The organism is Sphingobium indicum BiD32 (genome assembly GCF_000382885.1).
GTDB classification, from domain to species: Bacteria; Pseudomonadota; Alphaproteobacteria; order Sphingomonadales; family Sphingomonadaceae; genus Sphingobium; species Sphingobium japonicum_C.
Genome location: NZ_CAVK010000252.1, coordinates 1 through 12,987, shown reverse-complemented (window position 1 = coordinate 12,987; position 12,987 = coordinate 1). Strand labels below are relative to the sequence as shown.

Genomic DNA, 12,987 nt, shown 5'->3' with positions numbered 1-12,987 from the left:
CTTCTCAGTGCAACTCAACAATCCCCAGGCCATCTTCTGAAGTTTTGCCACGAAGAAACGATCACTCCATAATTCCAGCGATTTCGCTTCCGCCGGGCGCAGGAAGCGCCTGACATCATCAGCGGCAGCCTTCCAGTCGATGGCGGCTATACTGTTTCCAAGCGTATCCTCCAGCCATGCCATGTCGATCTTGAGACCTTCCTGCCCCGCCCATGGGCCTGCCTGGATGAGGGCGGCCTCGAGATGCATCAGATTGGGAGACACCCCGTTCGAGACATACCAGGGGAGAAGTCATACCAATCCCTGCCCTTCAGATAGCCCCGACAAAGCAGCGCATGGATTTTCAGCGCGAAGTTGGAAGGCAGATCCTGATGTCGCACCTCGTATTCGGAAGGAAAATCGAGAAAGGTGGTGGCTTCGCCTGACCCGGGCGGCGGATTGGTGTCAATCTCCAGCTTGATCTTGATCGTCCTGCGACGTCCCGTGCCTGCGAAGGTCAGATCGAGCTGACTAGCGATGGCCTCGTCCTTGAGCACCGCTTCCCGAACCGCCTTGTCCATCCTCTCCTTGGGCTGGGCATCGAGCTTCAATCTGAACTGGGCGAACACCTCGACCAGAATTTTGAGATAGGGAGCCCAGTCGAACTCGGGGTTCGGTGACCGGAGCACGAAGTCGAGATATTCGGAAAGTCTGGGCAGGCGGTGCAGGATGCGCAGGCTAATGCCATCCTGGAAAAGAGCGACGTTGAAAAAATCTCCACGCCAGAGCGCGTAGAGAGCGATCTCCTGGACGATTTCCTTGGTCGCATTCTCTTGCTCAACTGCGTTGGTCGCTCCATACTGGCGGAGCTTCTCCTGAATAATTTCAATCATCCGTCAGACGTCCTTTGGTCGTCAGAATGGCATCTTCGAGTGAATGGAGGAACACGTTGGCAGCCTTGTGCTTGTAAACGGGCCGGAGCGTGAAGGAATCCTTGCGCCTGAGCGATCGCAGCCGGTCCTCGTCGATCCGCATGCCCTGGGTGAGCCAGTCCAGACCAGACCAATGCTCTTTCCGTAAAGCGACAAGATCGATCAGTGCCCGTAAAGGCTGTGCGACAAATGCCGTGAGCTTGCCGAACTTTTCACGATCCACGTTCGTCAGGAATTGGTATTCTTGGAGCGCCAGCGGGTGAAAGCGGAATTGCCCACAGGATGGCGTATCATGGTTGATCGTCTTGCGCCCTGGCGAAACGCTTGCTGTGGTGAAGACGGCCTCCGGAATCCAGCCATGATAGGCTAATATAGCTGCCCGAAAGGAGCACCTGCGCCACGACAAAGGGATGGACGGCATCGTTGCTGGTTCGCCGACCCAGCATATAGGTGGCCCGTTTGAGACGGATCAACGAACCGTCCTTCAGCGCCCTATGAACCAGAGCATAGCTGCGGGCATCGCTGCCGCCCAGAAGGTCACGAAGCTGGATCGGCACGAACTCGTGGTTATGCGAGGATAGCGGATAGCGATCGGGCATCCGCCGGTATGATTCGCGTCCGATCGGACGGATTTTCATTGTCATGCAGTCCGAAGTCGCTATTTGCCAAGCTTGCATGCAATCGAAATCGACAGGCTATTATATCAGGCGGATTGCCGAAGTCTGGCTGACTGTGCTGGTCCATTTTGACGCCCTCCGTACTAACCCGCGGACTTATCTGACCGCGACGAAATGGTGGTTGAAGCGCAAGCGAGTGCGTGCCCGCGGCCAATTTGCGCCACTGCTCAGCCGGTCGCCACGGGCTTATCGGCTTTGGATGTCGCGGCAAGAACGAAATCGCAGAGCGTTCAGCCTACCAGATGCACGTCATCCGATCGTCGCCTTGATCCAGCTTGAGAACGAGCATGAGTCCAAGGATTTGTCGGCCACGCTGGAGAGTCTGGCGGCCGAATGCCTGCCTGCCCTTCTGATCGGGTCTCCCGAAACACTAACGCTAGCTGCCGCAATCGACCGGATCAACTGGTGTAATCATCCATGGTTGCTGCCTGTCAGCCCCGGTGACAGGATCGCACCCGGTGCTGCTACAGCCTATCGAGCGGCGATGGAAGAATCGGCGGTGCGGGTCATTTATGCCGATGACGACCTGTTGATCGGTCGCCGTCGCCATCGACCATATTTCAAGCCGGACTGGAATAGCGAGCTATTTCGGCATTGTGACTATATATCGGGTGCCTGCATATTGCGGGCATCCCGATCTGACCTTGAAGCTTTGGCTGATACGCAAGACTGGGCGGAGCAACTGGTCCGCCAACTAGCCGGAGCGGGGACGCCGCTGCATTTGCGGGAGATGCTACACCATCGTCGGTCTCGCCCCAGGCCAACTCTTCCAGCACAACCGCTCGATCTGGCAGCCGACCTCCCCCCCATCTCCGTCATCGTACCGACTCGCAATCGGGTGGACCTGCTGCGTACATGTCTAGATGGGGTTAGATCGGCCGATTATCCTGATGTAGAGGTCATTGTGGTGGACAATGACAGTGACGATCCTGAGACGCTGGCCTATCTGGCTGCGCTCGATCCGGACCGATATAGGGTGCTGCCGCATGGCGGCGTGTTCAACTATTCCGCAATCAACAATCGGGCAGCCCATACAGCGCAGGGACGACTGCTCTGCCTGCTCAACAATGATATCGAAGTGACAGAGCCACATTGGCTCGCGACTCTGGCAATACAGGGGCTGCGCCCGGAGGTCGGCGCAGTGGGAGCGCGCCTGCTTTATCCCGATGGGCGCATCCAGCACGCCGGCGTGGTGATCGGCGTTGGCAATGCAGCAGGCCATGCCCACCGTTTCCTAAAGCCCGACTGCGAGGGTTATTTCCATCGCCACAACTTGCCGCAATTCACCACGGCCGTGACCGCCGCCTGCCTGGTGGTCGAGCGCGACAAGTTTCTGACCGTAGGCGGTCTAGATGAGCGAAATTTCGCTGTCGCCTTCAACGATGTCGATCTCTGCCTTCGCCTGAACGAGCAGGGCTGGCAATCACTCTATGAGCCGCGTGCCACGCTGATCCATCATGAATCGGTATCGCGCGGCCTCGACAGCGATCCGGTCGGGCTGGTGCGCTTTGCCGGAGAGCTGGCGGCGCTCAAGCGAATCTGGAATACCGACGAGATATGCGATCCCTATCATCATCCGCATCTCAGTCGCGCGAGTGAGCAATTTGCGGTGGCGCTCTGATAATGCATGATCATTCGCCCCGCCTGGCTCTGCCGCAGGTCACTTTATGCGCGGCCAGTTCGGTCAATGTCGCGGCCACGATCCTGGCGCTGGAAACCTGCTTGGCGCAGATTGACGTGGCTGCCTGCAAGCTGTTCACCGACAATACTGTTAAAACTGACCATCCCGGGATCACCGTGGTGCCGATCGCTCGCATAGCCTCCTCACGTGCCTATTCCGATTTTCTGCTTTCGCAGATGGTCGATCATGTCGACACGACGCACTGCCTTGTCGTCCAGTGGGACGGGCATGTATCGAACGCGAAATGCTGGCGCCCGGACTTTCTCGATTATGACTATATAGGCGCAAGTTGGCCCCAGTTCACCGATGGACATGATGTCGGCAATGGCGGCTTTTCCCTGCGCAGTCGGCGCCTGATGGAGGCGTGTCGTGATCCTGCCTTTCGCCCGCACCATCCCGAAGATGTTGCGATCGGGCGGATCAACCGGCGATGCTTGGAAAGCCAGGATATGCGCTTTGCCCCGCGCGCGCTGGCCGATCTCTTTTCGGCGGAACGGGTCGGGGACGTATCGCGCAGCTTCGGCTATCATGGCGTCTGGCACATGCCTCGCGTGATCGGCGTGGATGCCTTCTGGGCTCTTTATCGCGATCTCGACGATCGGCGTACGATCCGGCATGACTTTTCTGCCATTTTGAAGCAGGTCAGCAGGGGACGAGGATCAATAGGACGAACCCTGCGCCTGCTTGTGGACCAGATGGCCCATCGGGTCGGACGATGATCCTTTCTCGTTACCAATTGCCCACTGGATAAGAGACCGCTGCGCTTGACCAATATCTTTCCTGGCCTGCCTCTGATCGAATCCCCTATATTCGCCGCTTTGAAGGCGGATTGGGGACTGAATGCGGAAGAAGAGAGGATCGCCACCAGCCTGTATGAAAAGGGTTATGCCGTTTTCGACTTCCCCGATATCGGGCTGGAAGATCGCATCGCCCGTATCCAGCATCATCTGGGACCACGTTATGGCGTCGATTTCTCGGATCCGGGCGCCGACAAGACCTGTGGCGAACGCCGCATCCAGGACGCTTGGACTTTCGATGAGGACGTACGCGCCATCGCCGCCAACCAGGTCGTCATCGACCTCCTGGGCAAGCTGTATGGCCGCACCGCCTTTCCCTTCCAGACGCTGAATTTTCCGGTCGGGACGCAGCAGGAGGCCCATTCGGACTCGGTCCACTTCTCCAGCCTGCCCGAACGTTTCATGTGCGGCGTATGGCTGGCGATGGAGGATATAGGCCCGGATGCTGGGCCGCTCTTTTATTATCCCGGATCGCATCACTGGCCGATCATGACTAATGCGCTGATAGGGCGACAGGGCTATGGCAGTGCGCTGGAATCGGCGCAGGATCCCTATGGTCCCAGTTGGCGTGCGCTGTGCGATGCCCATGGCGCGCTGCCGGAAACCTTCCTTGCCAGAAAGGGGCAGGCACTGATCTGGTGCGCAAACCTTCTGCATGGCGGCAGTCGCCAGAATAATCCGATGCTAACCCGCTGGTCGCAGGTTACCCATTATTATTTCAACGATTGCATCTATTATACCCCTGCATTTTCGGATGAGGCGATCGGCAAGCTCGCCATGCGCGATCTCGTCGCCATCAGCGACGGACAGCCGCGACCCAACCAATATCTGGGGCAGGTGGTGAAAAATCCGGCGAGCCCAGAGGACAAGAATATGTCCTGGCACCGCCGTCTGAAAGCCTGTGCCAAGAAGCACTTCTAGCCTTCATTGCCAATGAGGACCGGACCCACACCTACATATTTGACCATTAAGGTCGATAGCGTCATTGTTCGCAGCAGTTCATCATACGCAGCCTTGGCCATCACGACCGACGAGCGTTACGGGTCCCCATGGACCTGTCGGTATATATTTTAATAATTTGTGATATTTAGAAATTGAGGGAAATTAATGGGACATAAACCCAAAGTCGGATGCCACTATTTTTTTGGTAATTCTCCTTTAAATTTCTGGAGCAACCTAGATACAGAGTCGATTAAAGCTGGAATAGACTACGTAAAATCTACCGGATTTAGTTCAATATTCCTTCTTGTGCCTTGGGCTGAATTTGTCAGCGACAAGAATAATGAAATCGCAATTCAGAGTTATTGTGCCGAAAATTACAGAGCCATCGTGCAGGAATGCCTGGATGCCGGATTGGATATGCATGTTCGTGTAGCATATCTCTGGGAAGCAAGACCCGCCGGATCAAAAAGTTTCACACGATATGAAGAGTTTTTCTCTAATTCTTTGCACCAGTCAAGTCTGGCGACATTATGTCGTTTTCTAAGCGATGTTGAGCGTAATATCGGTGGAAACATAAAATACTTTTTTTCATGGGAAGATGCATACTGGCCCATGTTTTCATTCTGGCGGTCGCGCAGTATAGAAGATCGACGCCATTTAGCCGAGGTAACAGGCTTTAAGGCGTTTCTGCGACTTCAAGGGATCTGGGTTGACGAGAACACCCTCATTCCACGAGAAAATGAAAGTAACTTCCTGAACTTTTGCCAGTTTTACGACTGTATCATTTTGTCAAATATATTAAAAATTATGCACGGTGAACTAGGCAAAATCGGCATGGAATATAGAATAGATAGCGATTTTGTGGAAGATGACGGTGAATATAAAAAGCATTTTCACTGGCCCCTTTGTCATCCATGGGTAACTCAAAAATACGTATATTATCATCCGAATGTTTTTGGTTTTTCTGAGAATCAATTGAGCGCAGAAGAAAGTAATGAACGTCTAAAATGGGTCATACGTACTGCAGCACCACGATTACACGAAAATGAAAGGCCACTTATTCTAGATCAATTCAATTTCATCGATAATACGGAAGTAGGATGGGCAACCACTGGTGGCGAGCAGATTGACGAGTTCATGCGCCTTGCCGCACAGGAGACTCGTGAAAGAGGGGTAGAACTCGCCTTATGGACGACGATCGACTGGCCAAGGGATGTGGTATTCAACGGCTCTTTCAAGTTGGGCTTAGAAGGATGGGAATTTAACGGGCCAGAACCAAGAATAGAATATGCCGATGGAAAAGGTATAGTTCTCGATGGCGGCTCCCATATTACGCAAAATCCTCCACTCTCGTTCCCTAAAGATAATGGATTTCACGTATATATAGAATTATTTTGTAGAACAGATGAAGCTATTCTATCGATTAGAACAAGCCACGAACATATTGAAAATGTATCTTTGTCTAAAGGGTTTCACAAGATTGATCAGACACTTCAAATCTACAACGAATTTATAACAGTGGGGTGTAATTTTGGATCTATTTTTATCAAGAATATAAAAATGTACGACCGATTTTATTCCCAAGGTGGTAGAATTTCAGAGGACGAAGAAGGATACACCTTTGGTTATTTCAAGAAGCATTTTCTTGAATAAATTTCGGTAAATATAGTGATCTGAAATGAAAGACTCAACAATCGGCCTGTCTCTTCAGGTCGTACACTCACAGCAGGCGCAGATTTGTCGGCGGCGCGCCGGGGAATAACTTGCCAATTTGGCTCGTATTGAGGCCGAACTGCTGCATCGCCAACCCGCCGATCAGACCGCGATAGTCGGTCAGGACCGGAAGGTCGCGTCCCTCATTGAGAGTCTGGGGCGACAGGGCAACCTGCTCGCCCGCGATGCGCCCGCCCGCGACGCCGCCGCCAAGCACCCAATAGATGCTGCCATGGCCATGATCTGTCCCCTTCGCACCATTCTCGCGGAAGGTTCGGCCGAATTCGGACACCACAACCACCGTCGTCGTGCGCCACGCTTCCGGCCCGATCGCGCCGGCAAAGGCGACAAGACCCTGGCCGAAATCGCCGATACGGTCGGCCAACGTGCCGGTCAGCCCGCCCTGATTGACATGAGTGTCCCAACCGCCGACATCGACAAAAGCCAGATTATAATGGCTCCGCATCAGCATACCCATGCGCTGCGCCGCCAGCTGGAATCCCTTGCTCGTCACAGCGCCTCGGCCAGAGGCCTTCATTTCTTCGTCCAGCATCTGAAAGGCCATGTCGCGGACCTGGAAGCCCTCCTTCACCGACTGGGCCAAGCCCGCGTGACTCTGATACATGCTTTCTATCAGTTGCGCCTGCCGTGGATTGACCGGCTTGCCGACATTGACGAGCGCCAGGTTGGGGACTGGGCTACCGCTGCCGCGAAAGCATAGCGGCAGCTGGTCGGTAAAGGCGATCGACGCCCCCTGTCGTTCCGTCACACCGGCCAGGCGCGCCATGAAGCCTGAAGTATAGTCGCGCCGCTGAGCGACCTGCTGCCCCATTTCGATCGTGTCCTGGGCTTCGAAATGACTGCGGCTCACATCGTTGCTGCCGGCAAAGGGGATGAAAGCGATCTGCCTTTTCTGCCAGAGGGGCAGGATGCTCTGCCTAAGCGCCGGGTGCAGGCTCCACTCGCTGTCCAGCTGCGCAGGCGTCTTGGGATCATGGGGATCGGGCTTGGCTAGGCTGATGGTGGGGCGTGCCTCATAATAGAAATCGGTGCAGGTCGGGATGACGATGTTGAGCGCATCATAAGCGCCACGCAGGAATATGACGAGCAACCGCCCGCCTGCATTGGGGGCAGCGAACGCGCGGCCGAAGGTGATCATCGGTGCCATCGCCATGGTGCCGGCGATTATGTCCCGGCGGCTAAGAGTAGCTCTGCTCACGGACGATCTCCTATCGATACATGAATTCGGGGGATGACAGGAACAGGATGTTCCATTCGCGGTTGTTGACCGCCTTGGCTAATGCGGCCTGGGTCTGGGCGCTAAACTTGCTGCCCAGCCCGTCATGGTAGAAGCGAGCGCGGATATCGGGAAAGACAGGTTGATCGGCGGTGTCATCCGCAGGGCGGAATATCCCGCCCGCGCCGACCCCGATCTGGCGCGCAATATCGAACCGGCTTGCCATCTGCCCCGGTGACGACCAGGCGTTGGATGTCATGCCATAGCCATCGGGCGTCTGGCGGCCGTAGAGGGTGCCTCCCATGTGGGCGATCCAGCGCACCACCGGTTGGGCGTCCACGACGACGCGGTCGCCATAAGACAGGCGCAGCGCGGAAATGGCATATTGAACGGGGTTCTTGAAACTCTTGCCCAGCGACGCGGCAAAGGCGGGGTCGTCCACCATGGTGCGGATCACCTGAGACATGTCGCCTTTGGTCTGCTGGAATGTCTGCGCCATCTTTGCTATGATGACTGCGGGCGGATTGTCGCCCATGAAGAAGATCGCCAGTTGCCTGGAAATATGGCGCGCCGTCGCAGGCGACCCGGCGATCAGGTCGAGCGCTTGCTCGATTTCGCCCATGCCGCTGCCCTTGATCACATGGCCGAGGAATAGCTTGTCGCCAAAGTCGTGCTTGGCAGGATTGAATTCGAACAGCCCTGACCGGATGTAGAGCGGCTGCCACTGCGGTTTGATCGTCGGCCTTTCGGGACCGATGCGCACGCCCACGCCGGTCAGGATGCGGGCCAGTTCCTGCACATCCTTCTGGGTATAGCCGGCACCTACGCCCATGCTGTGCAGTTCCATGATTTCGCGGGCGTAATTTTCATTGATATGGCCGACCGAATTCAGATCGTTGTCGAGGTAGCGCAGCATGGCGGGATGCCGCAGCGTCGCTTCCAGCAGGTCGCGGAAATTGCCCAGTGCGCGGGTTCGCAGCTCGTCCTCATAGTCGCCGACCATCACCCTTATATCGCGTTTGGTGGCGAAAATGTTGAAATGGTTGAACCAGAACCAGGTCATCTGTTCCCGTAACTGGTCAGGCGCATAAAGCGCCCGTAGGACAAAACGCCGCCGTGCCTCGTCAGCAAGGCCGTTCATACTTTTTTCGTACGCAACCCTGGCCGCCTCTCTTTGCGCGACGTCCTTCATTGCCGTAAATGCGTGATACCGGGCGAGCATGTCCTGCGCCAACTGTGGCATCGGCGTCTTTTCGATCTGCATCGCGGCAATTTGCGCAGCAGCCTGCTGCGGTATGGCGCGGGACGGTTTGCCAAGCTGGCCAGAAAGCCAAAGATCGATGCTGTCGTCCGCAAACACGGGCGATGTTGCGCCCCAGGTTAGCCGATTTGCCCAGCGCAGATCCATGGCCGCACCATTTTGCGCCCAGATTACATCTGTAGGAACGGACAATAGCAGCAGGCTGGCGGAGGCAACGCCTTTGACGCCACTAAGCCGATTCATGCCGCACTCCATCATCGAAGGTCAGCGAGATCAGCATAAAGAAGATGAATGCAGGCTGTCGGATGCGCCGAGGCGTTCGCCTCCATCGACTGCGACGTGGAATCGCTCAGGTGGCCCCGGTTCCAGCAGGCGGGAAGGCGTCTTGATTCAACTTGGCGGGGATGCTGACATACTCAATTGGCGACATGAGGCCCGCATCCTGTAAAATCCGGCTGATGCCGTCCTCAAGGCAGATTGTGGGCTGCCATTGCAGAACATTCTTCGCGAGGGAAACATCCAATCGGGCGAAGTCGGGATCAGTCCTGTCGGCCTCAACGCTAATCTTGTTGAGTTGCCGTCCGCTCAACTTCTCAACCATCGCGATCAACTGGTTTATCGACGTGCCATGACCCGTTGCGATGTTGACGATCCCGGCACCCTTTGTTTGGATAGCTGCAGCAATGGCTCTCTGGACATCAATCACATTGACATAATCTCTTTTCATCTCACCTGTTCCCAGGACCGTGAACGCCGAACCGTTCTTGAGCGCGCTAATCATGGTGGGAATGACACCGAACCCAGGCTTTATGGTTTGCCCTTGGCCATAGGCGTTAGATATTCGTAGGATCGACACGTCAATGCTGTTCTGCGAGGCAGACAAAAGGGATGCCTCGATGATCATTTTCTCGAGACCATATTCTGTTTGTGGATTGCAGGGAGACTGTTCGTTCAGGGACGAAAGGGCAGTGTTGCCGTAGATGGCACCGCCGGACGACAGATAAATATAATGGATGTTGCTGCGATGGTTGAGCAGGCCATCGATTATTCGCAGATGCGGCCTGATTCGTTTATTGATGTCGCGATGTTGGGTGGAACGTCCGCGGCCTTGCGAGACAAGATCGATGATGACATCGGCCTGGCTCAACCATGAAATATCAATATTCTCGAAATCTTCTAATATATGAGGTTCAGGAAGAGCGGAAATATCTGGGCAATAGGTTCCTGGTCTCTTGACCCATTGAAGATTGATGTTTCGATCTTGAACAAGATGATTAAGAAGGTTAATTCCGATGAAGCCAGTCCCGCCAAGGACTATGATATTTTTTTTTCTAATGTCATCTCTCGGCATTAAAAATCCCCAAATCCGCACTTTTGGTTATAGCCATAGCGTGAATGCGGCAGATATTCCTCTACAACGCAATAGACAATGACCGGTCTCGAAAGATACGTCTCTCCCTCCTCAAAATTTCATTATACTGCACCTGTGTGTGAACCAAAGATTTCCGGTTCCACATCCTTGCTGTATTTCCGTAAAATACAGGATTCGATTTTGCCAAATTTTACCGCACAAGTCCATCCGTCTGTACGGACAAACGCCGTCCCCGCCAATATCAAAAGGTGCTCGGTGCATTGCCGGTTTAGATTTGGGCGTAGATCGGATGCGACATCACGATATGAGCAGGTGAAGTTGTTCAACACCATTCCGGCGCGCTCCCGAGATCGGCTATCCTCTGTAAAGCATTGATCAGAAACTATTTAATGGATAAGCTGATTATAGTTCTGAACAGTACCGAAGGGTATTTCGAACCGCGAAAATATGCGCGCGGTGAATGGATGATGCACGACAACGAGATTTTTCAATAGGCGTCTTCAAGCGTATCTCGATACTTTTTTGGCATATGATGCACCGTCAGGACGCGCCGCAAAAAAAGAAAAATCCTTGGCATTGTCTTGACCCAACGATAGAGTCTGTGGGTCGATAAATAGCTCTAAAATATTATATATGATACCGGTCATCCAGCGCGTGTTTCGTTTCTTCGTTTCTCCTTTTCATTCATGGATGCTTGGATAAATAATCCGAATGGCAAGGCGAGACATGATCTTACATTAGAGGGTATATTGAACGTTCTATTCTATGGCGGATGCCACGCATATGTGTTGAAGAACACATTTGAATCCTTCGCTTCGGAAGGTCATAATTTCGATTACCTGATTAACTTCGATCTAATCAGGAACAACAAACCTTTTCCTTGGGGAAAAGCACGAGGATATGATGTCATCGTTTTTTCGCCGATCCAGCACGCCGATTACAGAACGGAGTTGCTGAAGGAGTTTTGCGAAAAACACGGCATCAAATATATCTCCTATCCATGGATGCAGTGGAATGGTTACTTTCCTGAAGCAAAAAAGGGAGATTTTCTAGGCGGCGTTTCATGGATGTATCCTACATTATATGATAAAAAAAACAGGAAATATAAAAAGAATTTTTTTATAGAAAATTTGCACAATTCTAATAAAATGCTACGAGATTTTGAGTTAAAACATGAAGTTGATATATCTATTTATTCTTTTATTGAAAATAATTTCAGAAATAATAGATTATTTCTTACGCCTGACCACCCTACTGGATTTATGTATAGATATCTTGTCAAAGAAATATCGGATAAGTTTTCGATAGATATAGACATGTCCTACTGGTTGTCAGCGTATGAGCCACAAGGAGGTATAAAACTGCCAATCAGACCCGGTGTTGCGGAGGCGTTAGATTTAAACTTTTTCGATGCAGATTTTGAAAATTGCACTGCTTTTGGCGATTTAACGATGCCATGGTCAGCATATCTTCAATTATATGATATGAAGGGCGGAGAAATTCTCGAAGCTAAATCAACGACGATCATCAAAGACCGCCCGGTCACAAGGACTGAATTAGCATCAACAGAATTTACAGTCGTCAGCGCAGGCGACATAATAATTTTCAGCAAGGAGGATATGCCGCCTATTGAGGGCCATATCTTCGGAACGGCCCTTCTGGGAAGGAAAGCAAAATATGCAAACCTCTCAAAGTACAGTGGATATTTGTTCATAAATCACTGGATCGAAAAGAAGATAGGACTTGTTTAACTGAACTGTGTCCCACGGGGGGGGGGTAGGAATCGCAGAAGTTGGCGGCGCGGCATCACCGCAGGCGCTACGCATATGAAGATATGGCATATACGCGCGGAAATCCTCCGCATGTCCTTGCTTGTCTCTGCAAACCAACATCCGAATAGTTCGGTGCGGGCCATCTCCGTCGACTGCCTATGACGTTTCCAGCATCACTGCCTTGAAGCAGAAAATCCGATAGGTAGTGCCGGCCCGGACGTCGGATGTCCCTATTGTCGTTGGTAACGGCAGCCCGCAGCATCCGCCCATCGAACCGGGCACGATCGGCGACCTTGCGGAAACGAAGGCTTGGTAGATCCAGATGCTGCTTTTATATACAGAGTTCGGGATCATGATGGTGATCCCCACCTTGCTGTCGGGCGTCGCTCTGGTCTTGACGAACATCACGCGTCTATATCCTTCAGCGCCGCTTCAGCAGATTCATCTGGCCAAATCTCGCTGGCCGTCTTGCCGCCTTGATCACATCATTCTCTGCTTGTGTGTTGCGTTGCTTCGCAGGAGCTATCAGCGTCGCATGGACGATCCAAACGATTCTGCCTGACACGTCGATCTGCGGGACGTTTTTGAAGATGCCCAGATTGTACGTTAGCGGTGCGAGCGCCC

General features: G+C 53.3%; 10 protein-coding genes and 2 pseudogenes. 5 read left to right on the top strand and 7 right to left on the bottom strand.

The window, feature by feature from the left end; translation table 11 throughout:
• Positions 1-872: pseudogene (locus tag EBBID32_RS22610) on the bottom strand (nucleotidyl transferase AbiEii/AbiGii toxin family protein); the annotation flags it as partial.
• Positions 865-1,459, bottom strand: a pseudogene (locus EBBID32_RS22605) (hypothetical protein); the annotation flags it as partial. The pseudogenes EBBID32_RS22605 and EBBID32_RS22610, both read right to left, overlap by 8 nt.
• A gap of 127 nt (positions 1,460-1,586) precedes the next feature.
• On the opposite strand from EBBID32_RS22605, the gene EBBID32_RS22600 reads away from it, so the two are divergent.
• The 4 genes from EBBID32_RS22600 (at position 1,587) to EBBID32_RS24365 (ending at position 6,661) form a co-directional block, all read left to right on the top strand.
• Positions 1,587-3,209, top strand: a complete 1,623-nt coding sequence (locus EBBID32_RS22600) for a glycosyltransferase family 2 protein (RefSeq protein WP_037492507.1) — start codon at positions 1,587-1,589, stop codon at positions 3,207-3,209.
• 2 nt (positions 3,210-3,211) lie between these two features.
• Positions 3,212-3,988 carry a DUF5672 family protein gene (locus EBBID32_RS22595; protein WP_006967645.1) on the top strand — a complete coding sequence of 259 codons (777 nt, stop codon included), beginning with the start codon at positions 3,212-3,214 and terminating at the stop codon, positions 3,986-3,988.
• Positions 3,989-4,033: 45 nt separating this feature from the next.
• Positions 4,034-4,987 carry a phytanoyl-CoA dioxygenase family protein gene (locus tag EBBID32_RS22590; protein WP_006967643.1) on the top strand — a complete coding sequence of 318 codons (954 nt, stop codon included), beginning with the start codon at positions 4,034-4,036 and terminating at the stop codon, positions 4,985-4,987.
• Between the two features lie 186 nt (positions 4,988-5,173).
• On the top strand, positions 5,174-6,661 hold the full coding sequence (locus EBBID32_RS24365; RefSeq protein ID WP_006967642.1) for a hypothetical protein: 1,488 nt from the start codon (positions 5,174-5,176) through the stop codon (positions 6,659-6,661).
• Between the two features lie 67 nt (positions 6,662-6,728).
• Here EBBID32_RS24365 and EBBID32_RS22585 read toward each other — a convergent pair whose 3' ends face one another.
• The 3 genes from EBBID32_RS22585 to EBBID32_RS23880 form a co-directional block, all read right to left on the bottom strand.
• Positions 6,729-7,940, bottom strand: a complete 1,212-nt coding sequence (locus EBBID32_RS22585; RefSeq protein ID WP_231382289.1) for a DUF1501 domain-containing protein — start codon at positions 7,938-7,940, stop codon at positions 6,729-6,731.
• A gap of 10 nt (positions 7,941-7,950) precedes the next feature.
• Positions 7,951-9,462, bottom strand: coding sequence for a DUF1800 domain-containing protein (locus tag EBBID32_RS22580; RefSeq protein WP_006967640.1), 1,512 nt, complete (start codon positions 9,460-9,462; stop codon positions 7,951-7,953).
• Between the two features lie 106 nt (positions 9,463-9,568).
• Complete coding sequence (locus EBBID32_RS23880; protein WP_081628165.1) at positions 9,569-10,570, bottom strand: NAD-dependent epimerase/dehydratase family protein; 1,002 nt, start codon at positions 10,568-10,570, stop codon at positions 9,569-9,571.
• 770 nt (positions 10,571-11,340) lie between these two features.
• Here EBBID32_RS23880 and EBBID32_RS24360 point away from each other — a divergent pair.
• Positions 11,341-12,342 (top strand): hypothetical protein, encoded by a 1,002-nt coding sequence (locus EBBID32_RS24360; protein WP_231382288.1) that lies wholly within the window; start codon positions 11,341-11,343, stop codon positions 12,340-12,342.
• A gap of 177 nt (positions 12,343-12,519) precedes the next feature.
• Here the strand turns inward: EBBID32_RS24360 and EBBID32_RS22565 are convergent, their stop codons facing one another.
• Positions 12,520-12,768 carry a hypothetical protein gene (locus tag EBBID32_RS22565; RefSeq protein WP_006967629.1) on the bottom strand — a complete coding sequence of 83 codons (249 nt, stop codon included), beginning with the start codon at positions 12,766-12,768 and terminating at the stop codon, positions 12,520-12,522.
• Between the two features lie 16 nt (positions 12,769-12,784).
• On the bottom strand, positions 12,785-12,987 hold a 203-nt coding region (locus EBBID32_RS25075), incomplete at its 5' end, for a hypothetical protein (protein ID WP_037492505.1).

Excerpts from the sequence above, each read along its gene's own strand:
- EBBID32_RS22595 (WP_006967645.1), top strand. The coding sequence starts at position 3,212 with ATGCATGATCATTCGCCCCGCCTGGCTCTGCCGCAGGTCACTTTATGC.
- EBBID32_RS23880 (WP_081628165.1), bottom strand. The coding sequence starts at position 10,570 with ATGCCGAGAGATGACATTAGAAAAAAAAATATCATAGTCCTTGGCGGG.
- EBBID32_RS22565 (WP_006967629.1), bottom strand. The coding sequence starts at position 12,768 with ATGTTCGTCAAGACCAGAGCGACGCCCGACAGCAAGGTGGGGATCACC.
- EBBID32_RS22600 (WP_037492507.1), top strand. The coding sequence starts at position 1,587 with ATGCAATCGAAATCGACAGGCTATTATATCAGGCGGATTGCCGAAGTC.
- EBBID32_RS24365 (WP_006967642.1), top strand. The coding sequence starts at position 5,174 with ATGGGACATAAACCCAAAGTCGGATGCCACTATTTTTTTGGTAATTCT.
- EBBID32_RS22580 (WP_006967640.1), bottom strand. The coding sequence starts at position 9,462 with ATGAATCGGCTTAGTGGCGTCAAAGGCGTTGCCTCCGCCAGCCTGCTG.